The 20741-nt window shown below is 66.5% G+C and carries 17 protein-coding genes and 1 pseudogene; 8 read left to right on the forward strand and 10 right to left on the reverse strand.

The window, feature by feature from the left end:
• Window positions 1-12: 12 nt before the first annotated feature.
• Together GIW57_RS00705 and GIW57_RS00710 are read right to left on the reverse strand one after the other, a co-directional pair.
• Window positions 13-1053, reverse strand: coding sequence for a ribonucleotide-diphosphate reductase subunit beta (locus tag GIW57_RS00705; protein WP_025878567.1), 1041 nt, complete (start codon window positions 1051-1053; stop codon window positions 13-15).
• Window positions 1054-1163: 110 nt separating this feature from the next.
• Window positions 1164-3491: a ribonucleoside-diphosphate reductase subunit alpha gene (locus GIW57_RS00710; RefSeq protein WP_236508876.1), complete on the reverse strand. Its 2328-nt coding sequence runs from the start codon at window positions 3489-3491 to the stop codon at window positions 1164-1166.
• 481 nt (window positions 3492-3972) lie between these two features.
• Here GIW57_RS00710 and GIW57_RS00715 point away from each other — a divergent pair, with 481 nt between their 5' ends.
• From GIW57_RS00715 to GIW57_RS00725, 3 genes are all read left to right on the forward strand, one after another.
• Window positions 3973-4950: a zinc-binding dehydrogenase gene (locus GIW57_RS00715; RefSeq protein ID WP_236508864.1), complete on the forward strand. Its 978-nt coding sequence runs from the start codon at window positions 3973-3975 to the stop codon at window positions 4948-4950.
• Between the two features lie 87 nt (window positions 4951-5037).
• The gene (locus GIW57_RS00720) at window positions 5038-5322 is read left to right on the forward strand and encodes a hypothetical protein (protein ID WP_140393488.1); all 285 of its coding nucleotides are present in this window, start codon (window positions 5038-5040) and stop codon (window positions 5320-5322) included.
• A gap of 167 nt (window positions 5323-5489) precedes the next feature.
• Window positions 5490-8111, forward strand: a complete 2622-nt coding sequence (locus GIW57_RS00725; protein WP_236508865.1) for a TonB-dependent receptor — start codon at window positions 5490-5492, stop codon at window positions 8109-8111.
• A gap of 128 nt (window positions 8112-8239) precedes the next feature.
• On the opposite strand, the gene betT is transcribed toward GIW57_RS00725, so the two are convergent.
• The 4 genes from betT to GIW57_RS00745 all read right to left on the reverse strand — a co-directional run bounded on the left by betT (window position 8240) and on the right by GIW57_RS00745 (window position 11542).
• Window positions 8240-10219: a choline BCCT transporter BetT gene (betT, locus tag GIW57_RS00730; RefSeq protein WP_236508866.1), complete on the reverse strand. Its 1980-nt coding sequence runs from the start codon at window positions 10217-10219 to the stop codon at window positions 8240-8242.
• Window positions 10220-10420: 201 nt separating this feature from the next.
• On the reverse strand, window positions 10421-10801 hold the full coding sequence (locus GIW57_RS00735; RefSeq protein ID WP_236508867.1) for a VOC family protein: 381 nt from the start codon (window positions 10799-10801) through the stop codon (window positions 10421-10423).
• Window positions 10802-10868: 67 nt separating this feature from the next.
• The gene (locus tag GIW57_RS00740; protein ID WP_236508868.1) at window positions 10869-11189 is read right to left on the reverse strand and encodes a multidrug efflux SMR transporter; all 321 of its coding nucleotides are present in this window, start codon (window positions 11187-11189) and stop codon (window positions 10869-10871) included.
• Entirely contained in the window at window positions 11189-11542 is a 354-nt protein-coding gene (locus tag GIW57_RS00745) for an SMR family transporter (protein ID WP_089235904.1), read from the reverse strand. The genes GIW57_RS00740 and GIW57_RS00745 overlap by 1 nt, the downstream gene beginning before the upstream one ends.
• Window positions 11543-11702: 160 nt before the next feature.
• Between GIW57_RS00745 and GIW57_RS00750 the strand changes: the two genes are divergently transcribed.
• Window positions 11703-12554 (forward strand): LysR family transcriptional regulator, encoded by an 852-nt coding sequence (locus tag GIW57_RS00750; protein ID WP_033831329.1) that lies wholly within the window; start codon window positions 11703-11705, stop codon window positions 12552-12554.
• A 64-nt stretch (window positions 12555-12618) separates the two neighbouring features.
• Here GIW57_RS00750 and GIW57_RS00755 read toward each other — a convergent pair whose 3' ends face one another.
• The gene (locus GIW57_RS00755; protein ID WP_100465639.1) at window positions 12619-13539 is read right to left on the reverse strand and encodes a M14 family metallocarboxypeptidase; all 921 of its coding nucleotides are present in this window, start codon (window positions 13537-13539) and stop codon (window positions 12619-12621) included.
• A gap of 131 nt (window positions 13540-13670) precedes the next feature.
• Between GIW57_RS00755 and GIW57_RS00760 the strand changes: the two genes are divergently transcribed.
• The 3 genes from GIW57_RS00760 to GIW57_RS00770 all read left to right on the forward strand — a co-directional run bounded on the left by GIW57_RS00760 (window position 13671) and on the right by GIW57_RS00770 (window position 18387).
• Window positions 13671-15752 carry a TonB-dependent siderophore receptor gene (locus tag GIW57_RS00760; RefSeq protein WP_236508869.1) on the forward strand — a complete coding sequence of 694 codons (2082 nt, stop codon included), beginning with the start codon at window positions 13671-13673 and terminating at the stop codon, window positions 15750-15752.
• A gap of 63 nt (window positions 15753-15815) precedes the next feature.
• Complete coding sequence (locus tag GIW57_RS00765) at window positions 15816-17582, forward strand: chloride channel protein (protein ID WP_236508870.1); 1767 nt, start codon at window positions 15816-15818, stop codon at window positions 17580-17582.
• Window positions 17583-17670: 88 nt separating this feature from the next.
• Window positions 17671-18387: an MgtC/SapB family protein gene (locus GIW57_RS00770; protein WP_099818727.1), complete on the forward strand. Its 717-nt coding sequence runs from the start codon at window positions 17671-17673 to the stop codon at window positions 18385-18387.
• 43 nt (window positions 18388-18430) lie between these two features.
• On the opposite strand, the gene GIW57_RS00775 is transcribed toward GIW57_RS00770, so the two are convergent.
• Complete coding sequence (locus tag GIW57_RS00775; RefSeq protein WP_100465642.1) at window positions 18431-18835, reverse strand: MerR family transcriptional regulator; 405 nt, start codon at window positions 18833-18835, stop codon at window positions 18431-18433.
• 64 nt (window positions 18836-18899) lie between these two features.
• Between GIW57_RS00775 and GIW57_RS00780 the strand changes: the two genes are divergently transcribed.
• Complete coding sequence (locus tag GIW57_RS00780) at window positions 18900-19727, forward strand: class I SAM-dependent methyltransferase (RefSeq protein WP_100465643.1); 828 nt, start codon at window positions 18900-18902, stop codon at window positions 19725-19727.
• An 84-nt stretch (window positions 19728-19811) separates the two neighbouring features.
• Here the strand turns inward: GIW57_RS00780 and GIW57_RS00785 are convergent, their stop codons facing one another.
• On the reverse strand, window positions 19812-20102 hold the full coding sequence (locus tag GIW57_RS00785) for a hypothetical protein (RefSeq protein WP_170929478.1): 291 nt from the start codon (window positions 20100-20102) through the stop codon (window positions 19812-19814).
• Between the two features lie 121 nt (window positions 20103-20223).
• Window positions 20224-20631, reverse strand: a pseudogene (locus GIW57_RS00790) (OmpA family protein); the annotation flags it as partial.
• Between the last annotated feature and the right edge of the window lie 110 nt (window positions 20632-20741).

Here is a 20741-nt window from a genome sequence, read left to right on the forward strand (position 1 = left end):
GCCGGGCCGCGCTCAGAGGTCGTCGAAGCCGTTGTCGACGTTGGTCTTCTTGTAACTTGCATTGCGCATCTCGAAGAAGTCGGTCTTGGTCTCGGTGAAGTTGTCGGCGTAGGCCTTGATCCACGGCATCACGTTGTCGGTGGTGTCGCTGTACAGGCGCTCGATGCCGAGCATGCCGGCCATCTTGTTGGCGCGGTACTTCACGTAGCGCACCATCTCGTCCACGTCGATGCCGTCGATGCCGTCCAGCACCTCCGCCGACCATTGGGTTTCCAGCTCGATGGCATGTTCGAACGACTGGTGCACGTAGGCGGTCAGCTCGTTGGTCTGCAGCTCCGGGTTCTCGCCGATGATGGCGCGGATCAGCTCGCTGATGAACTTGGTGTGGGCCAGTTCGTCACGGTTGATGAAGCTGATGATCTTGCCGGTGCCGTTCATGCGGTTCTGCCGCACCATGTTGTAGAAGTAGGCGAAACCGGAATAGAAGTTGATGCCTTCCAGGATCGAGGACTGGATCAGCGACTTCAGCAGGGTTTCGGCGGTCTTCTCCCGCATGAAGTCGTCGTAGGCCCCCATGATCGGCGCGTTGCGCTTGATGATGGTCGGGTGGGTGCGGGCGATCTCGAAGATGCGGTTCTGGTTCGGCAGGTCGGTGATCGAAGCCAGCACGTAGCTGTAGCTCTCGTTGTGGATCACTTCCTGCTGGCCGATGATCGCCGCGTTGGCGTGCGCGGCCGGGTCGGTGATGTACTCGGCGACGTTGTAGATGAAACGCGTCTGCGGCGAATCCAGCGTGGCCAGCAGGCCGATGATGGAATCGTAGGCGTTCTTCTCGCGCGCGTTGAGCTCGCCGTACTGGCGTGCATCCACCTTCATGTCCACCTCGTCGGGGATCCAGAAGTTGGTCGACAGCTCCTTGTAGGCGCGATAGAACGACGGGTAGGGAATGTCGTTCCAGTTCAGGATGCCGCTGGTGCGGCCGTTGATGATGCCGGTGCTGCGGTTGGGGTGGCGCGGTTCGAGGATCTTGATGCGGTCGAGGGGTGTTGCCATGGTCTTCTGCCTTCGTATTGCGTGCGTTGCGGATGTGGAGCCGAGCCCATGCTCGGCTGCTCTTCGCGCCTGAGCCGAGCGTGGGCTCGGCTCTACAGGGGGCGCGTCGATCAGCTCGAGCACCACTCGCATTCGCTGATGTCGATGTCGTTGGAGCGCACGTAGTAGGTGGTCTTCAGCCCTTCCCGCCAGGCACTCAGGTGCAGCTCCAGCAACGTGCTGGCGCGGATCGTGCTCGGCACGTAGAGGTTGAAGCTGATCGACTGGTCGACATGGCGCTGGCGGCGCGCGTTCTGCCGCACGCTGGCGAACTGGTCGACCTTGTAGGCGCCCTTCTCGTAGTACGGCCAGGTTTCCAGCGACAGCCCGGGCGCAGCCACCGGCCGCCGGAAGTCCTTCTTTTCCTCGTAGTAGAACGCGCTGTAGATCGGATCGATCGACGCGGTGGAACCGGCGATCTGTGCGGTGCTCATGTTCGGCGCCACTGCCAGCAGCCAGCCGTTGCGCAGGCCGTTGCTCGCCACCTCACGCGCAAGACTGTCCCAGGCCGCGCCGCTGTAATCGCGGTCACGGAAATAGTTGCCGTTGTGCCAGTCGCTGCCGGCGAACATCGGGTAACTGCCCTTCTCCCTGGCCAACTGCGCGCTGGCCTGGATGGTCAGGAAGTTGATGCGTTCGAACAGGCGATCGGACAGTTCCTCGGCCTCGGGCGATTCCCAGTGGATCGCCTGCTGTGCCAGCAGGTGGTGCCAGCCGAACGTGCCCAGGCCGATGGCGCGGTACTTGCGGTTGGTGATGGTGGCCTGCGGCACCGGCAGTGCATTGAGATCGATTACGTTGTCGAGCATGCGCACCTGGATCGGAATCAACCGCTCCAGCACATCGGTGGCCAGCAGATCCTCGGGGGCGGTGATGGCACGGCCGAGGTTGATCGATGACAGGTTGCAGACCACGAAGTCACCGGCGCGGCGGGTGGTCACGATCTGGTCGCCGCTGACGATCTCCTGGATCATCCGCGTCGGGCTCATGTTCTGCAGGATCTCGGTGCACAGATTGCTGGAATAGACCATGCCCGCGTGCTTGTTCGGGTTCTTCCGGTTCACTTCGTCGCGGTAGAACAGGAACGGATTGCCGGTTTCCAGCTGGCTGAGCATGATCCGCTTGAACAGGTCGATCGCCTTCACCGTGCGGCGGCTGATGCGCTCGTCGGCGACCAGTTCGGCGTAGCGGTCGCGGAAGCTGCCCTGCCCGCGCTTCTCGTCGTAGAAGTCCTGCAGGTACCAGCCCTTGGCCTGCTTCACCTCGTGCGGATCGAACAGGTACCAGTCGGCCCGGCGCTCGACCGCCTCCATGAACAGATCGGGCACGCAGATCGCGGTGAACACATCGTGCGCGCGCAGGCGCTGGTCGCCGTTGTTCAGGCGCAGGTCCATGAAGGCTTCGATGTCGCGATGCCAGATGTCCAGGTACACCGCCACCGCGCCCTTGCGCTGGCCGAGCTGGTCGACTGACACCGCGGTGTTGTTGAGCTGCTTGATCCACGGCACGACGCCGCCGGACGAGTTGGGCACGCCGCGGATCGGCGCACCACTGCTGCGCACGTACCCCAGGTACGCACCCACACCGCCGCCGTGCTTGGACACGCGGGCGATATCGGTGTTGGAGTCATAGATGCCCTGCAGGCTGTCATCGACGGTGTCGATGAAGCAGCTCGACAGCTGGCCACCGACCTTGCCGGCGTTGGCCAGGGTCGGTGTGGCCACCGTCATGTACAGGTTGGACAGTGCCCAGTACGCCTCGCCCACCAGCTGCATGCGCCGCACGCGGCCGCTCTCACCCGGCCCGCCCTCGTTCTGCATCAGGTACAGGGCGATGGTCAGCCAGCGTTCCTGCGGCAGTTCATACACCTCGCGGCTGCGATCGGTGGCCAGATAGCGCGTAGCCAGCAGGTACAGGCCGTTGTAGGCGAACAGACGATCGCGCTCGGGGTCGATCATCTCACCGGCCTGCTGCAGCTCTTCCTTCGAATAGCAACGCAGGATGTCGTTGCTGTAGATGCCGCGGTCGGCCAGGCTTTCCTGCAGGCCCACGAAGGAGCCGTACTTCAGGCTGACGTCGTAGAAGCGGTTGCGGCTGGCGCGCTTGTACAGCCGGCGCAGGTACAGGCGTGCGGCAAACTGTTCCCACTCGGGTGCGACAAGATCGACGCGCGATTCCGCTTCGCGGATCAACAGATCCACCAGATCATCGGCGCTGATGCTGGGCTTGCGCTCGACCATCGCCAGCACCACGCGGCGGTAGTCGGCCACATCCAGCTGCGGCAGCTCGGCGTGAATGGTGTCGATGCTGCGCAGCAGGCGTGCCGCATCGTACGGCAGGCGACGATTGCCGGCTTCCTTGGTGATCCAGGTCGGCACGCGCTCGCCACTGGCGCGCATGGCGTCGCCAGCGCCGGCCAGGTCGGCCACGCGGAAGGTACTGTCGGTCATGGTGGTGGAACTCCAGGCTCGTACGCGCGTCGGCGCCCGATGCCATGGCGGCCCTGCACGCGATACCGGCGCGCCGGGCGAACGGGTGAAGTGCCAAGGTGCAGGAACGTAGGTCGTCGGCATCTGCCTGCGCCTGCGGCCGGTATCCGGGCCGTGGGGGCGACCTGCGTCCGCACGGTGGCGGCCGCGTCGACACGGCAAGCCTTCAGGGGCGGGCCGCGGGACGTTTGCTGCATGTCCGGCGGCGGCGGCTGACCGGGAGTGACAGCCACAACATAGTGGGGATGCCCTGAGCCGTCAACACAAGATGCAGTAATCACGTCATGTCGCGACCATCGGTCGCAGGATGCCGTGTTGCACCGCCATCACCTTGTTGACGCCGCACACGTCCCCAGTTCGGTATCACATCAACTTTTCCGGAACACCGCTCATGCGCGCTGCCCAGTACTCCTCCTTCGGCGACCCGGCCGACGTCCTTGCCGTTGCCGACGCCGCACTGCCCGAACCCGGCCCCGGCGAGGTGCGCATCCGCACCGTGCTGGCCTCGATCCACAACCACGATCTGCTGACCGTGCGTGGCCTGTACGGCTACAAGCCGACGCTGCCGGCGATCGGTGGCAGCGAAGCACTGGGCGTGGTCGATGCGCTCGGCGAGGGCGTCGATGGCCTGCAGATCGGCCAGCGTGTTGCCGCCGCCTCGGTGCATGGCACCTGGGCAGAAGCGTTCATCGCGCCGGCGCGGATGGTGATCCCGATGCCGGAGTCGATCCCCGACGAGATGGCCGCACAGCTGATCGCGATGCCGCTGAGCGCACTGATGCTGCTGGAGTTCCTGCGCGTCGAGCAGGGCCAGTGGATCGTGCAGAACACCGCCAACGGGGCCGTCGGCAAGTCGCTGGCGATGCTGGCAACGGCGCGCGGTGTGCACGTGGCCAACCTGGTGCGCAACGCGGAAGCGGTGGCGCAGCTGCAGGCGCTCGGCATCGATCACGTGTTCGATACCTCGGTGGACGGCTGGAAAGACCGCGTGCGCGAAGCCACCGGCGAAGCACAGGCAGCGGCCGCGGTCGATTCCATCGGTGGCGATGCCAGCGGCGAGCTGGTCGACCTGCTCGGTCACCACGGCACCCTGGTCTCGTTCGGCGTGATGAGCGGCGAGCCGATGCGCATTCCGGCCGGCGGCCTGATCTACAAGGAGGCCACGGTGAAGGGCTTCTGGGGCAGCAAGGTCAGCCAGGCGATGGCGGTGGAAGACAAGCGCAGGCTGGTTGGCGAGCTGCTGAAGCGCGCAGCGGGCGGTGAGCTGACCTTGCCGGTGGAGCGGATCTTCGCCCTGGACGACATCGCCCAGGCAGCAAAGGCCGGTGCTGGCTCGGGTCGCAATGGCAAGGTGCTGCTGCGCCCTTGATGCAAGGCGCTGGATCCGGCGGCGCTGCGCGCCGCCCCCATCCCAATGGATAATGTCTGCATTGTCTTTGCTGAAGAAGGAATCACGTTGAGCGGAATGAATGGTCGGAAGGTGCTGCTGGCGACCTTTCTCGGGAGCAAACACCCGCCTGACGACGTTCGGCCCTCCGAAGACTACTGGAGGTTGATCGGTACAAACGGGACCATTGTTCTTGAGGAATCCCAAGCTTCCATGGCCAAGCATCAACGCGGCTTGCGGGTGCTGGTCCAGTTTCCTGAAAGCATCAGGGATATGGGGCTTGCGTGCCACAACGACATACCGGACAGCCTCTGGATTTTCGTCTCCGACCTGGCAATGCACCCGGTCGATTAACTGGGTCGGGGTTGAATGCCGTAACGGCGCGCGGAAGCAGTCCGCCACCGTTTATTCCGATGGTTAAGAACCTGTGATGTATAACTGAATGCGCATTCGTCATTGGAAGGCGCACTCACCCGCGTGCGGTACTGACGGCTCCTCCACCGTTTGGCGTAGTCGCTTCCATGTATCGCACCACCCTGCTTTCCAGCGCGGTCGCGCTGGCCCTCGTCGCCGGCACTGCCGGCGCCGCTGAAACCGCCGATACCGGCAAGGACAGCACCACCCTCGGCACCGTGCTGGTGACCGGCTCGAACATCAAGCGCAGCGACACCGCCGGCCCCAACCCGGTGCAGATCGTCACCCGCGAGCAGATCCTGCAGACCGGCCGCTCCACCCTCACCGACGTGCTGCGCAACCTGTCGGCCAACGCCGGCAACAGCTTCGACGAGCAGTACACCGGCAGCTTCGCTGCAGGCTCGGCGTCGATCGGCCTGCGCGGCCTGTCACCGAAGAACACGCTGGTGCTGGTCAATGGCTACCGCGTGGCCAACTTCGGCTTCGCGCTCAACACCCAGGACACCTTCGTCGACCTCAATGCGCTGCCGATCAGCGCGGTGGAGCGCATCGAAGTGCTGAAGGATGGCGCCTCGGCGGTGTACGGCTCGGACGCCATTGCCGGTGTCATCAACATCATCCTGCGCCGTGATTTCCAGGGCGTGGAGGTCGGCGGCGGTTTCGGCACCGCCACCCAGGGCGGTTTGAACGAGCGCAAGGCCAACCTGCTGGCCGGCTTCGGTGACCTCGAACAGCAGGGCTGGAACGTGCTGTTCGGGCTGGATCTGTTCAAGCGCGACCGCCTCGACGCCGACCAGCGCGCGTACACCCGCGACGGCGATTTCCGCGACAAGCCCGGTGGCCGCCTCGCCGGCTGGTCCACGGCCGGTGGCAACTGGCTGTCCAATCCACGTGCGCCGCAGCCGTTCTCGCCCTGCCCCCAAGGCAGCGAGCTGCGTCCCTACAGTGACTTCGGCAGCACCCTGCCCGGCCAGGCCTGCGCCTTCAACGCTCAGCCGTTCAAGACCCTGCAGCCCGGCGCCGAGCGCCTGCAGGCGTCGCTGAGCGCGACCTACCGCTTCAATGACAGCGTCGAAGCCTTCGCTGATGTGCTGTACAGCCACAACAAGGCCGACCAGGTCTTCAGCGCGCCGCTGACGGTCGGCCCCGGCCTGCGCGCCTACAATCCCACCACCGGCACGTTGACCGATGTCGCCGCGGTGCTGCCGGTCGGCCATCCGAACAATCCGGGCAGCGCGCCGCTGCCGTTCGAATACACCTTCTTCGATCTCGGCCCGCGCCTGAAGGACAATACCCAGGTGTTCTACCGCGCCCTGGCCGGCGTACGTGGCAACGGCGAACGCTGGGACTGGGAAGTGGCCGCACTGACCTCGCAGAGTGCGCAGCGCGAGTACGTGGACAACTTCGTTGACCGCTACGCCTTCCAGCAGATCCTGCGCGACGGCAGCTACAACTTCCTCGATCCGTCCAGCACGCCGGGCGCACTGGACGATCTGCGCCTGCAGACCAAGCGCCCGGGCTGGTACAAGCTGCACTCGCTCAACGTCAAGGCATCGACCTCGTTGTGGGAACTGCCGGCGGGTGCGATCGGCTTCGCCTGGGGCGCGGAATTCCGCAAGGAATCGCTGGACGCGCGCACCAGTGCGCAGGTGCTGTCCGGTACCGAACTGCGCCCGGCGATCAACATCGTCGACGGCGAGCGCCAGGTCAGTGCCGCCTATGCCGAGTTCAGCGTGCCGCTGCATCGCACGCTGGAGCTGCAGGTAGCCGGCCGCGGTGACCACTACGATGACTTCGGCAAGGCATTCTCGCCGAAGTTCGCGCTGCGCTGGCAACCGCTGGACAGCCTGCTGCTGCGTGGCTCGTTCTCGCGTGGTTTCCGTGCACCGTCGCTGCCGGAGATCGCTCCGGGGCAGACCATCAGCTACGGCTCGGTGGTCGATCCGTTCGATCCGCTGCAGCCCGGCGGCAGCCGCGGCGTGACCAACCTGCGCACCGGCAATCCGGACCTGAAGGCCGAACGCTCGCGCAACCTCAATGTCGGCGCCGTGTGGTCACCCGATGCCGATTCCAGCATCGGCCTGGACTGGTACCGCATCGAACAGGACAACCTGGTCAAGCCGGACAGCGCGCAGTTCATCGTCGACAACCCGGGACTGTTCCCCGGTCGCGTGCAGCGCGATGCGCAGGGCCGCATCCAGATCATCACCAACCAGTACGCCAACCAGGGCGAGCTGACCACCTCGGGCATCGACCTGGAAGCCAACCGTACCTTCCGCACCGACGGCTGGGGCAACTTCACCGTGGCCGGCAGCTGGACCCACCTGCTCAGCGTCAAGCAGCCGCTGGTGGCCGGCCAGGCGCCCTATGACGGCGCCGGCAACAACCGCCATGGCGCGCTGCCACGCACCCGCGGCACCACTTCGTTGAACTGGGCGGTGGGCGACTGGAGCAGCACGCTGAGCCTGCAGTACGTGAGCGGCTATGACCAGCGCGTAGCCACGGCCACCAGCAATCCGGGCCTGCGCGACAAGGTCAAGCCCTACCATCAGCTGGACCTGTACGTGGCCTACGAGGGCATTCCGAAGACCACGCTGTCACTGTCGGTGCTGAACCTGACCGACAAGGACCCGCCGTTCGATCCGGCAGGCGGCTCCAGCGGCTTCGACATCAGCCAGTACAACCTGCGCGGTCAGTTCGTTTCGCTGGGCGCACGTTACCGGTTCTGATTGCCGCTGTAGAGCCGAGCCCACGCTCGGCTCTTCCGTCGGAGCCGAGCGTGGGCTCGGCTCTACAGGCGTGTGCGGACCAACGGTCCGCACCCATCGAAGGCCGGGCCATGCCCGGCGTGGCTGCATCAACGGCTCAGGTGCAGGAACTGCAGGTGCCGTTCGTACTGGCTGATGATGTCGTTGATGATCTGCTTGCGGTTGTAGCCGACCAGGTCGTAGTCCTGGCTGCCTTCGTACAGATGTACTTCGGCGCGGTAGTAGCGCTGGTTGCGCAGCTGCTGCGCGGCGAAGGACGGGGTCAGGTAGCCACTGAGGATCACCCGGTACAGGAAGTCCTGCTGCTCACCGTGGTTGACTGACAGCTCCATGTCGCCCGCTTCGAAGCGCGTCTGCACGTCCCAGCCCTGCTCACGCAGCTGCTCGGCCACCGCCTCCATCGCCGGCTTCACGGTGTCGTCCATGAAGCGGTACACCTGGTCGCGTACCGGGAAGTGCATGGCCTGGGTCAGGCGCTGGCGCCAGCCCTGGTGGTGGCGATCATCGCCGATCAGCGGCGATGGCCTGAACTGCTGCGCGCGCTTGCGGTGCGACTCGTCACTGAAGGCACGGGTCAGGCCCCACATCATCAACAGCAGCACCGCCGAGAACGGCAACGAGGCCAGCACCACCGCGGATTTCAGCGCATCGATGCTGCCGGCCAGCAGCAGGCCGGCAGTCAGCACCGCGATCACCGTGCCCCAGAACACACGCAGCCAGCGTGGGCCATCGTCCTCCGGCGCACCGCCATGCGAGGACAGCGTGGACAGCACCACCGCGCCGGAATCGGCCGACGTCACGAAGAAGATGAAGCTGACCAGCACGGTCACCCCGATCACCGCCTTGCTCCACGGGTAGCCATCCAGCAACGCATACAGCACCGTCGGTGGATCATCCACCGCCAGCTGTGCCAACTGCTGCTGGCCATGGTGCAACACCTGGTCCAGCGCGCTGTTGCCGAAGATCGACAGCCACGCCAGGGTGAAACCGAGCGGAATCAGCAGCACGCCGAACACGAACTCGCGGATGGTGCGGCCGCGCGAGATGCGCGCGATGAACAGGCCGACGAACGGCGCCCAGCCGATCCACCAGGCCCAGTAGAACACCGTCCAACCGCCCAGCCATTCCGGACGGCCACCGTAGGCGTACACGTCGAAACTCTTGCCCACCACGCTGCCCAGGTAATCGCCCAGGTTCTGCATCAGCGTACTGAGCAGGTACTGGGTGGGGCCGGCGCAGAGCATGAACAGCACCAGCGCGATCGCCAGCAGCATGTTGATGTTGGCCATCCAGCGCACGCCCTTCTCCACCCCGGACACAGCCACCGCGACGGCCGCGCCCATCATCGCCACCACCAGCAGGATCTGCACCAGGTTGGAGTGCGGCACATTGAACAGGTGTGACAGGCCGGCGTTGAAATGCAGCACGCCGAAGCCCATGTCCGCACCAATGCCGAACACCGTGGCGACGATGCCCAAGGCATCGACGGTGTAACCGATCGGGCCGTTGATGCGCTTGCCGATCAGGGGATACAGCGCCGAGCGCAAGGCCAAAGGCAGGTTGTGCCGGTAGGCGAAATAGGCCATCGCCATCGCCGCCAGCGCGAATACGCCCCAACCATGCAGGCCCCAGTGCAGGAACAGCAGCTGCATGGCCTGGCGTGCACCGGCCTCGCCCGCTGCGCCATCACCCTGTGGCGGCTGCAGGTAGTGGGTCAGCGGTTCGGAAACGCAGAAGAAGAACAGGGTGATGCTGATGCCTGCAGCGAACAGCATGCCGGCCCAGGAGAGATAGCTGAATTCCGGTTCGTCATGGTCGGCACCGAGCTTGATGCCGCCGTACTTGGACAACGCCACGCCGACCACGAACACCAGGTACAGGGTCATCGCCAGCAGGTAGTACCAGCCGACATTGAGCGCAGCCCAGTCCTGCGCCTTGACCAGCAGGCGACCGGCGCCGAGCGGAAACAGGCTAACGAACAGTGCGAAGGCAACGACGACGATCGCCGCGAAGGCGAAGACGGGCCGCAGGGTTCGCACCGGCTGATGTTGAGGCTCCAGTGCTTCCATGGGCAGCCATCTCCGGATCGATCAGAAAGTAAGCCGGCGGATTCTGGATGAACAGCAGTGGACACAGGATGAAGTCGTGGCACCACGCAGGCACGATCGGCCGGTGTTCCGTGCTACGCGCGCGCCTGGGGCCTTGCGGGCGCGTCGGGCGCCGGGGTCACGCTGGTCCGATTACGACACGCCGCGTCCAGCGGCGATGATTCAACCCATCACATGCACGGCGCACAGCTTGTTGCCGTCCGGATCACGCAGGTAGGCCAGGTACAACTGGCGCCCGGCCTTCTGCCGCACGCCAGCCGGGTCTTCCACCGCAGTACCGCCATGGGCCACGCCCGCTTCCTGCCAGGCATGCACCGCCTGTGGGTCTGCCAGCGCAAAGCCGATGGTGCCACCGTTGGCGTGGCATGCCGCCTGTCCATCGATGGGCGGAATGACCATGAACATGCGCCCATCCTTGATGTAGACCAGCTTGCCCTCGTCATCGAACACGCCTGCGCGGGCGCCGACGGCGGTGAACAACGCATCGTAGAAGCGGCGGGAGATCGCCATGTCGTTGGTTCCGACGGTGACGTGACTGAACATGCGGGCACTCCGTTGCGGGAAAGCCTGAGTGTCGGCCACCTCACTGATCGCCGCAATCAAGCCGGGTTCAAGACGTACTGAGCAGCAACACCGCCACAGTGACCAGGCCAATGCCAACCCAACCAATCGGGCGCAGGCGGTTGCCGAACAACAGGCGGGCGCAGGTGGCCGTGCCGATCACGCCGATCGCGCCCCACATCGCATAGGCGGTGGCCAGGTCCATGTAGCGCACGGCCTGGCCCAGCAGGGCGAAGGCGATCCAGACCAGCACGATGGCGCCGACACCCCAGCGCCAGCGACGGAAGCCATCGGACTTGGCCACCATCATGTTGGCGGCCACATCGATCAGCGCCGAGCAGATCACGAAAAACAGGGCCATCATGTTCATCAGTGCGCCTCCCCGAGGGTGACACAGACGATGCCGACCACCGCCAGCACCAGACCGGCCAGCTGCTGCAGCGACAGGCTCTCACCGAACACGCTGATGCCGACCACGGTCAGCAGGGTCAGGCCAAGGCCTTCCCACACCGCATAGGCAACGCCGACGGCGATGCGGCGCACCGACAGCGCCAGGAAGTAATAGGACAGCGCCAGCGCACCGGCCATGATCAGATAGCCGGTCCAGCCGCCATCGCGGGCGGCATGGGCCATGAAGGACGTGCCGACCACTTCGGCGACGATCGCCACGGTCAGGCAGGCCCAGGCGACGAAGGCGCCACGGGCGGGAACGGTACGGGACATGTGAAGCTCCTTGCGGGACGGGGACCGCGCCCCGTCATCAATAGATCCACGCCGTGCGTGGATGATCCGGAACGCCCCGCAGACAGGGGCGACGGCGGCCAGTATCATCGTCTTTTGCGGTGGTATCAAAATGGATTCCATCGACAGGAGCGATGGATCAATGCCCTATTCCCCTGAATCCCTGCAGGCCTTCGTAGAGGCCGCCGCGCTGGGCTCGTTCTCGGCGGCCGCGCGCCGGCTGCGCAAGACCCAGTCCACGGTCAGTACCGCCATCGCCCATCTGGAGGCGGACCTGGGCATGGTGCTGTTCGATCGCAGCGGCCGCTATCCACAGCTGACCGACGCCGGTCGGCAGGTGTTGGGCCACGCGCAGGAAATCCTCGCCGCCGACGCGCGCCTGCAGCAGCTGAGCGTGCGCCTGGCGGCGCCGGTGGAGCCACGCCTGACCGTGGTGTTCTCTGATGTCTACCAGCTCGATCCAGCGCAACGTGTGCTGCAGCGGTTTGCCGAGGCATTTCCCGAGATCGAGCTGGAATGGCTGGATGCCGAGGGACGGGACGTGCTGGAACTGGTGGATGCTGGCCGCGCCGGGCTGGGACTGCTGCCGCGGCAGGCGCAGTATCCCGATGCGCTGGTAGCCCAGCCCCTGGCCCACCACAGCGAACTGGCGGTGTATGTGGCCAGCGATCATCCGCTGGCGCAGGCCGGCGTGCGCGCGGCCGCGCAACTGGCCCGGCACCGGCAGGTGCGGCTGAGCGCGCAGGTCGACCACGCGCCGCCGATCAGCGGACCGGCATGGACCGCGTCGGACTACCTGATGGTGATGGAGATGGCCGAGGACGGCATCGGCTGGGCCGAGCTGCCGCGTGCGCTGGTGCAGCGCTACGACCGTGGCCGCCTGCTGGAGCTGCGCGTGCCTGGCTGGCCGCGCCGCATCCACAGTGACCTGGTGTGGCGGCGCGATACGCCGCCGGGGCCGGCGGCATTGTGGTGGGCCGAAGCATTGGGGTGAGTAGAGCCGAGCCATGCTCGGCTGAATTTCCAGGTCCAGCCGAGCATACGCTCGGCTCTACAAATCAACGATGGGCGAGCGCGTAATCCAGCGCCGAGCACACCGCCGCCACCTGCGCGTCGTTGCACTGCTGCGGCGTCGCCCGCGGGCTGTCCGGGTAGACCTCGGTGGTGGTGGTGTACTTCGCCCCGGTGATACCGGCGCACAGGCCCAGCGGCACCAGCGCGTACTCGATCACGCCGTGCGCGACCACCGGCGAACCGATGATCTCGCCCTTGTCGTCGGCCGGCGCGATATGGGTGACCTTCTCCACTTCGGCAACCACGGCCTGCTGGAACGCCGGCTGCGGATTCTCGCTGTCGTCCACCAGGTAGAAGCCATCGGGAATCAGGCCCGGTTCGAACGGCTTGCCGTCGCGCGCGGCAAGTGCGGGACGGAACTCGCTCTCGTCGCTGTCGGTGGTCTCGTGCAGGTCGATGTGCAGCACGAACTGGCCCTTCAACGGTGCGATCAGTTCGATCAGCGCCGTTGATTCGCGGGCCGGGCCGTCTTCGCGGAAGTTGCGGTTCGGGTCGATCGCATCGAAGTTCCAACGGTTGATGCGCTCGAAGCCCCACGGATTCACGCACGGCGCGACCAGCAGGTTGGCCTTGCCGGCGTATGTGGCGGCATGCTTTTCGAGGAATTCCAGCGCGCCCAGCACGCCACTGGTCTCATAGCCGTGTACACCGCCGGTTACCAGCGCGGCCGGCAATGCCGGGTTCCAGTCGCGGCTGCGCAGGGCCAACAGGGTGTAGGTCTCGCCTGCATAGTCGAGCTGGCCGTAGGCCACCTTGTCGAAGCGCCCGGCCAGTGCATCGATGCGCGGCAGCACTTCCTCGTCGTAACGACGCAGGCGCTGCTGGCGCGCACGCCACTGCTCCCGTTCCGCCACGCCCCACGGCTGGCCAGGGGTTCCGACGGGGTAGAAAGCAGCAGTGGACATGGCGGATCTCAGCGGGTCAGGAGGCAATTGACCACTTTACCACCGGGTCAAAGCGCTGAACCGTGTGCCGATTCCAATGGCGAATGGAATCAGCAATAATTCTCATTTACACCCTTCCACTGCCCGCAACGATGCCCATCCCTGCCCTGCAACCGGCCCGCCTGCCCTTGGCCGCCGCCCTCGCCCTGTGCCTGATCCCGGCTGCCAGCGCCTTCGCACAGGACAGCGCCACCACGCTCGACAGCATCCAGGTATCGGGCAGCTGGCTGGGCACCGGCCTGCACGACAGCGTCAAGAGCTTCGCCGGCGCACGTACCGTGGTTGATCGCCAGCGCATCGAGGCCAGCGGCGCCGCCAGCCTGGGCGATGCCATGCGCCGCATTCCCGGCGTGCAGGTCACCGACAACTCCGGCACCGCCGGCAGCTCGGTGTCGCTCAACATCGGCGTGCGTGGCCTGACCGGCCGCTACTCGCCGCGCTCGACCGTACTGCTGGACGGCGTGCCGCTGGCGGTTGCGCCGTACGGGCAGCCGCAGCTGTCGTTCGCCCCGGCCAGCCTGGCCAACATCGAGTCGATCGACGTGGTGCGTGGCGGCGGTGCGGTGCGCTACGGGCCGCAGAATGTCGGCGGCATCATCAACTTCAGCACCCGTGCGATTCCGACCGCGGCCGGCCTGCACGGCGAGGCCGGCGTGCGCTACAGCGCGTACGACCACGGCGGCGGCGACAGCACCCAGTACAACGCGTTCCTCGGCGGCACCGCCGACAACGGCCTGGGTGCCGCCCTGCTGTATTCCGGGCAGGACGGCCGCGGCTGGCGCCAGGGCAGCGTTGACCGCTTCGATGACCTGGCACTGAAGTTTGCCTATGCCATCGATGCACAACAGGAACTGCGCGCCAAGCTCTCGTACTACGACGTGCGCTCGCTGACCCCCGGTGGCCTGTCCCGCGCCCAGTACGAGACCGATCCGTTCCAGAACACCCGGCCGACCGACTTCTGGAAGGGCCATCGCACCGGCATCGACCTGGGCTACACCAACACGCTATCGCAGAACAGCGAGTTCGAGGTGCTTGCGTATTACAACGAAAGCAACCGCGCCAGCTCGCTGATCAACGCCGCCAACACCCAGATCACCGTGCAGCCGCGCGACTACCGCGTGCTCGGCATCGAACCGCGCTACACCCAACGCCTGCACTGGGGCAGCAGCGTGCACGACATCACCGCCGGCTACCGCTTCCTGCGCGAGCGCGGCAACGACCGCAGCTACACGGTGGTGCGCCGCACCGGCGTGGAAAGTGCCACCACCCGCTTCGACAACGCTACCGATGCGCACTCGTTCTACGTCGATGACCGCATCGCCATCGGCCAGTGGCGGATCACCCCCGGCGTGCGCATGGAGTGGATAGACATGGACCGCCGGCAGGCCGGTGGCGGCGCGACCTTCAGCAGCCGCAACGACAAGGCCCTGCCCTCGCTCAACGTCGCCTACCTGCTGACCCCGCAGCTGACCGTGTTCGGCAACTACACCACCTCGTTCGGGCCGGTGCAGAACATCCAGCTCAACTCGCAGAGCGCGACCAATCCGCTGAACCCGGAAATCGCCAAGACCACCGAGCTGGGCGCACGCTGGCAGGATGGCGCGCTGCGTGCGGAAGTGACCGTGTTCAAGATGCGCTTCGACAACCAGATCCTGCAGATTCCGGGCATCACCCCGCCCACGTTCCAGAACATCGGCGCCACCGACCACAAGGGTGTGGAAAGCGCGATCGAATACCGCTTCGCCGAGAGCAGCGCGCTGGCCGGGCTGGAGCTGTACGCGAACTACACCTGGACCAAGGCCATCCAGCAGTCCGGCGACAATCGTGGCCTGGATGTGCCGTTCTATTCGCGCGATACCGACAGCATCGGCGCCCGTTATGCGCTGGCCGCCTGGACCTTCAACGTGTCCAGCACCCACCAGAGCGGCCAGTTCTCCGATGCCGCCAACACCTGGAACGAAACCGCCGATGCGCGCGTAGGCCGCGTGCCGGGCGTACGCCTGTGGAACGCGCAGGCCGCCTGGCAGCTGCCGTGGCTGGCCGACAGCGAAGTTGCGGTGGGCGTGAACAATCTGGCCGACAAGCGCTGGTATACCCGCAACGTGGATGGCAACGCCGGCCGCATGGTGGGCGCACCGCGCACGTTCTACGTGCAGGGCCGCTACCGCTTCTAAGCGCGGTAACCGCCTGATGCGGTGACGGTGGCGCTCACGGTGGCGGCGTATCATGCCGCCACCATGTCGTCCGCCGCTTCGCCATCGCGCCTGCATCTGGCCTTCCAGGGCCTGCGTCTGCGCCTGCGCGGCAGCGACCTGTGGTTCATCGCCCTGGCCCTGCTGGTCGGGCTGATCGCCGGTGGCCTGACCCTGTTGCAGGCTGGGCTGGCACGCACCCTGCAGACGGCGCTGTATGGGCTGGACGAGGGCATGCGCCTGAGCTCACTGCCCGCGCTGACCTGGACCGCGCTGCTGGTACTGCCGCTGGGCGGCCTGGTGGTGGGCCTGGTCAGCCTCGCTGCAACGCGCCTCAAACGCCCCCTGCTGGATGCCGTGGAAGCCAACGCGCTGCACGGCGGCCGCATGTCGATGCGCGACAACCTGATCGTGCTGACCCAGACCCTGGTCTCCAATGGCTGCGGCGCGTCGGTCGGACTGGAAGCGTCGTACACGCAGATGGGTGCGGGCAGCGGCTCGCAACTGGGGCGTGTGATGCGCCTGCGCCGCAACGACGTGCGCATCCTGGTCGGGGCCGGCGCGGCCGGTGCGATCGCCGCAGCCTTCGACGCACCGCTTGCGGGGGCGTTCTATGCCTTTGAGATCGTCATCGGTGCCTACACCCCGGCCGCACTGGCGCCGGTGGCGGTTGCGGCGCTGGCCGGCGCCTTCGTTGCCGACCAGGCCGGCGTGGAAGCCTATCTGCTGCCGGCGGCATCCACCATCGACGTGCGCGCAGCCGACTATGCGATCTACGGCCTGCTCGGCTGCTGCTGTGCGATGGTCGGCATCGCGGTGATGCGCCTGATCGCCTCCATCGAGGGCACGGTCAAGCGCAGCCCGTTGCCGCTGTGGGGGCGCCCGGTAGTGGGCGGCCTGCTGCTGATTCCGCTGGCACTGGCCAGCCCACAGGTACTGTCGTCCGGCCACGGAGCGCTGCACCTGGACCTGACCACCCATCTGCCGCTGATCTGGATCGGCGGACTGCTGACCCTCAAATGCCTGGCCTCGGGCATCTCGCTGGGTTTCGGCTTCCGCGGCGGCTTGTTCTTCGCCTCGCTGTTCATGGGCACCCTGGTCGGCACGCTGTTTGCCGGGCTGCTGGCGATGGCCACTGGCGTACCGGTGGTCGACGCCACGTCGGCGGCGCTGGCCGGCATGGCCGCGCTGGCCGCGGCCGTGGTTGGCGCGCCGATGACCATGGCCATGCTGGTGCTGGAAGGCACCCACGATTTCCTGCTGACCAGCGTGGTGATGAGCGCCGTACTGGTGTCCAGCACCCTGGTGCGCCAGTGGTTCGGCTATTCCTTCTCGACCTGGCGCATGCATCTGCGCGGGGAGACCATCAAGAGCGCGCGTGACATCGGCTGGGTGCACAACCTCAACGCCGGGCGGATGATGCGCAAGGGTGTAGCCACCGCCCCGGCCGACCTCGATGCCGCCGCCTTCCGCCAGCGCTTCCCGCTGGGCTCGGGCAGCCGGGTGATCCTGATCGACAGTGAAGGCCGCTACGCTGGCATCGTGCAGATTCCGCGCCTGTTCGGCGACGGCGTGAAGCCCGAGGACGTGGTGGGCACGTTCGCCGAGAACCGCGACGTGGCGCTTGCCGCCAGCGCGGACGTGGTGAGCGTGATGCAGCGGTTCGACCAGACCCAGGCCGACGAGCTGGCGGTGGTGGCCGACGATGGCCAGGTGCTGGGCGTGGTGTCCGAAGCATTCGTGCGCAAGCGCTATGCGGAGGAACTGGACAAGCGCCAGCGCGAAATGATGGGCGAGCGCGTCGACGAGTAGATCCACGCCATGCGTGGATGATGTCCTCGGCCCACCCATCCACGCATGGCGTGGATCTACTGTCACCTGCGGGAGGTAGACTGCGGCCATGCGCTTCATCGAAACCTTCCAGTCCGGCCCCTTCGCCGACACCGTGGTCAGCCTGCTGGCGGCGTTCGTGCTCGGCACCCTGATCGGCGCCGAGCGCCAATACCGGCAGCGTACGGCCGGCCTGCGTACCAATGTGCTGGTGGCCGTTGGCGCTGCCGCCTTCGTTGATCTGGGCATGCGCATCGCCGGCAGCGCCGAGGCCGTGCGGGTGATCTCGTACGTGGTCTCGGGTGTCGGCTTCCTCGGCGCCGGCGTGATCATGAAGGAAGGCATGAACGTGCGCGGCCTGAACACCGCCGCGACGCTGTGGTGCTCGGCTGCCGTGGGCAGCTGTACCGGTGCGGACATGCTGGCCGAAGGCGTGCTGCTGACCGTACTGATCATCGCCGGCAACACCCTGCTGCGGCCACTGGTGAACGCGATCAACCGCATCCCGATCAACGAAGCCGCCAGCGAAGCGACCTACGAAGTGCGCCTGAGCGTGGATGCCGACGCGGTGCCGCGCGTGCGCGAGCGTCTGGTCGATGCACTGGAAGCGGCACAGTACCCCGTCGGCGACGTACAGCTGGTCGAGCACGCCGATGCACCTACCGATGTGATCGCAGTCCTGGTCAGCACGGCGGTCAGCGCCGACGAGCTGGACGTGGTGCTGGCGCGGATGGAGCAGGTGCCGGGCGTGCTGCACGCCACGTGGGAAGTCAGCACCCGCGATTGAACGCGTGTCGGCAGTTCAACCACGCATGGCGTTGCTCTACTGCTCATGCACGCGCCAGGCGCTGCTGCGCACGCAGCAGTCTGCGGAACGAGGCGCAGCGCCGCGCATCCTCGGCGTGTGGACAGGCCGCAGCCCGCCGCAGCCGTTCCTGCACCCGCTGCAATCCGCGGATCTGCCGCTGCAACGCATCGGCCTGGGCCAGCAACGCCGTGCGGTCCAATGCGAGCCCTGCCCCCTGTGGCATCGCCGCGCCGATCTGCTGCAGCGACAGACCGGCTGACTGCCCCAGACCGATCAACGCCAACCGTTCCAGCACCTTTTCGTGGTACTGCCGGCGCAGGCCGCGCCGCCCCAGCACCTGCAACAGGCCCAGCTGCTCGTAGTAGCGCAGGGTGGAGGCCGGTACACCGCTGCGGCGCACCACCTCACCGATATCCAGTTCCCGCATCGTGCTTGACCTCAAGTGGGCTTCAAGCGCCACCATGGTCGCACTCCCCGCGCAAGGCAAGCCCATGGCCGATTCACTCCCGCTCGATCAGAACACGCTCTGGAACGGCCCTGCTGGCGAGAACTGGGTCGCGCAGCAGACCCTGCTGGACGGCTTGTTCCAACCGATGGCCGATGCACTGCGCGACGAGCTGCCGGCTGCCGTCACGGAACTGCTGGACATCGGCTGTGGCACCGGCGCCAGTACGCTGACCGCCGCCACGGCGCGTCCCGATGTGCATTGCACCGGCGTCGACATCTCCGCACCGATGCTCACCCTCGCCCGCCAGCGTGCCGCTGCGATCGGGCGCGACATCGACTTCATCGTGGCCGATGCGCAGCGCCATGCCTTCGCAACGGCGCGCTACGACTGGATCCAGTCGCGGTTCGGGGTGATGTTCTTCGAGGACACGCAGGCCGCCTTCGCCAACCTGCACCGTGCCGCCCGAGCCGGCGCAGGCCTGCGCTTCATCGCCTGGCGCAGTGCGCAGGAAAATCCGTTCATGACCACCGCCGAGCGCGCCCTTGCGGACCAGTTGGTGCTGCCAGCGCGAGCACCGGGTGCACCAGGACAGTTCGCCTTCGCCGATGGCGAGCGGGTGCGCCAGCTGCTGCAGAGTGCCGGATGGCAGGACGTGGACGTATCGCCGCTGGACCTGACCTGTTTCCTCACCCGTGATGCGCTTGCCAGCTACGTCGGCCAGCTCGGGCCCGTGGGCCTGGCCCTGCGCGCGCTGCCTGTCGAACGCGCCGCTGCACTGCTGCAACAGGCGCTGGCCGCGTTCGCACCGTTCATCGACGGTGATCGCGTACGGGTGGAAGCCGCCTGCTGGATGATCCGCGCCCGCACCTAGCAACAGAAAAGGGGACGGAGGGAATCAAGTCGTTCATGCCCCGGCTGTAAGGGAAACGACTTGATCCCCTCCGTCCCCTCTTCTCTACAGCGCCTCGCCTGCATCGGCCAACCGCGATTCGATCAGCGCGTACCACTGCTCGAGCATGTCGACCAGCATGTCCAGCTCGGCATCGGCCCGCTGCGCGCGGCCGCTGCGCAGGCAGGCCTGCGCCTCCTGCAGCTGGGTGAGGAAGCCGGCAACGGTGTCGGCCTGCAGGATCAAGCCCGGCAGCCGGCGCCCGGGAATGCGCACCACCGCATGGTTGCCGAGCTGGCCGTACACGCTGAGAGTGGCTTCCGTCTTCATGGACAAGGGCAGGAATTGGGCATTCATCAGGTGTACCAGGGAAGAAACCTGCCCACCGGCAGGCGTGGAAAACGGGGGAGACGTTTCCACGTCCTGCCGGCAGGACAGGGGGGACTCGGGATGCCGGGGCGGGCCCCGGCACGGGGATTCAGTGCGCTCGGGCCACGCCAGCGATCTGCACCCGGCGGTTGGGCGCCAGGCAGGCGATCAGTTCGCGCCGGTTGCGCTGGTCGCACTGCACCAGCGGTTCCGCCGCGCCCCGACCTTCGGCACTGATGCTCGCCGCCGATACGCCGCCCTGTACCAGGGCCAGGCGCACCGCCTCGGCGCGCCGCTGCGACAGCGTCTGGTTGTAGGCAGCGCTGCCGATGCGGTCGGTGTAGCCGACCACCTGGATCGACTGCACCTGGCTGGCCTCACGCACCTGCGCCAGCACGCCCTGCACTGCCTGCTGTCCGGTGGCACTGAGCACGGCACTGTCGAAACCGAACAGTGCGTCGGCAGCCAGTCGCAGCGGCTGCTCCGGCAGCGGCGCCGGCGGTGGCGGTGGCGGCGGGAGCCGCGGGTGCCGCTTGGGCACGGCCGGCTCCGGCGTCCCGACGGCACCCCTGGGGGGTGCCCTTGTGTTCAAACGGACCTGTGACTTGGAGGTGGAGGTGTTGGGGG

Source organism: Stenotrophomonas sp. PA-6-5C, from assembly GCF_021605635.1.
In the GTDB taxonomy this organism is placed as follows: domain Bacteria; phylum Pseudomonadota; class Gammaproteobacteria; order Xanthomonadales; family Xanthomonadaceae; genus Stenotrophomonas; species Stenotrophomonas lactitubi.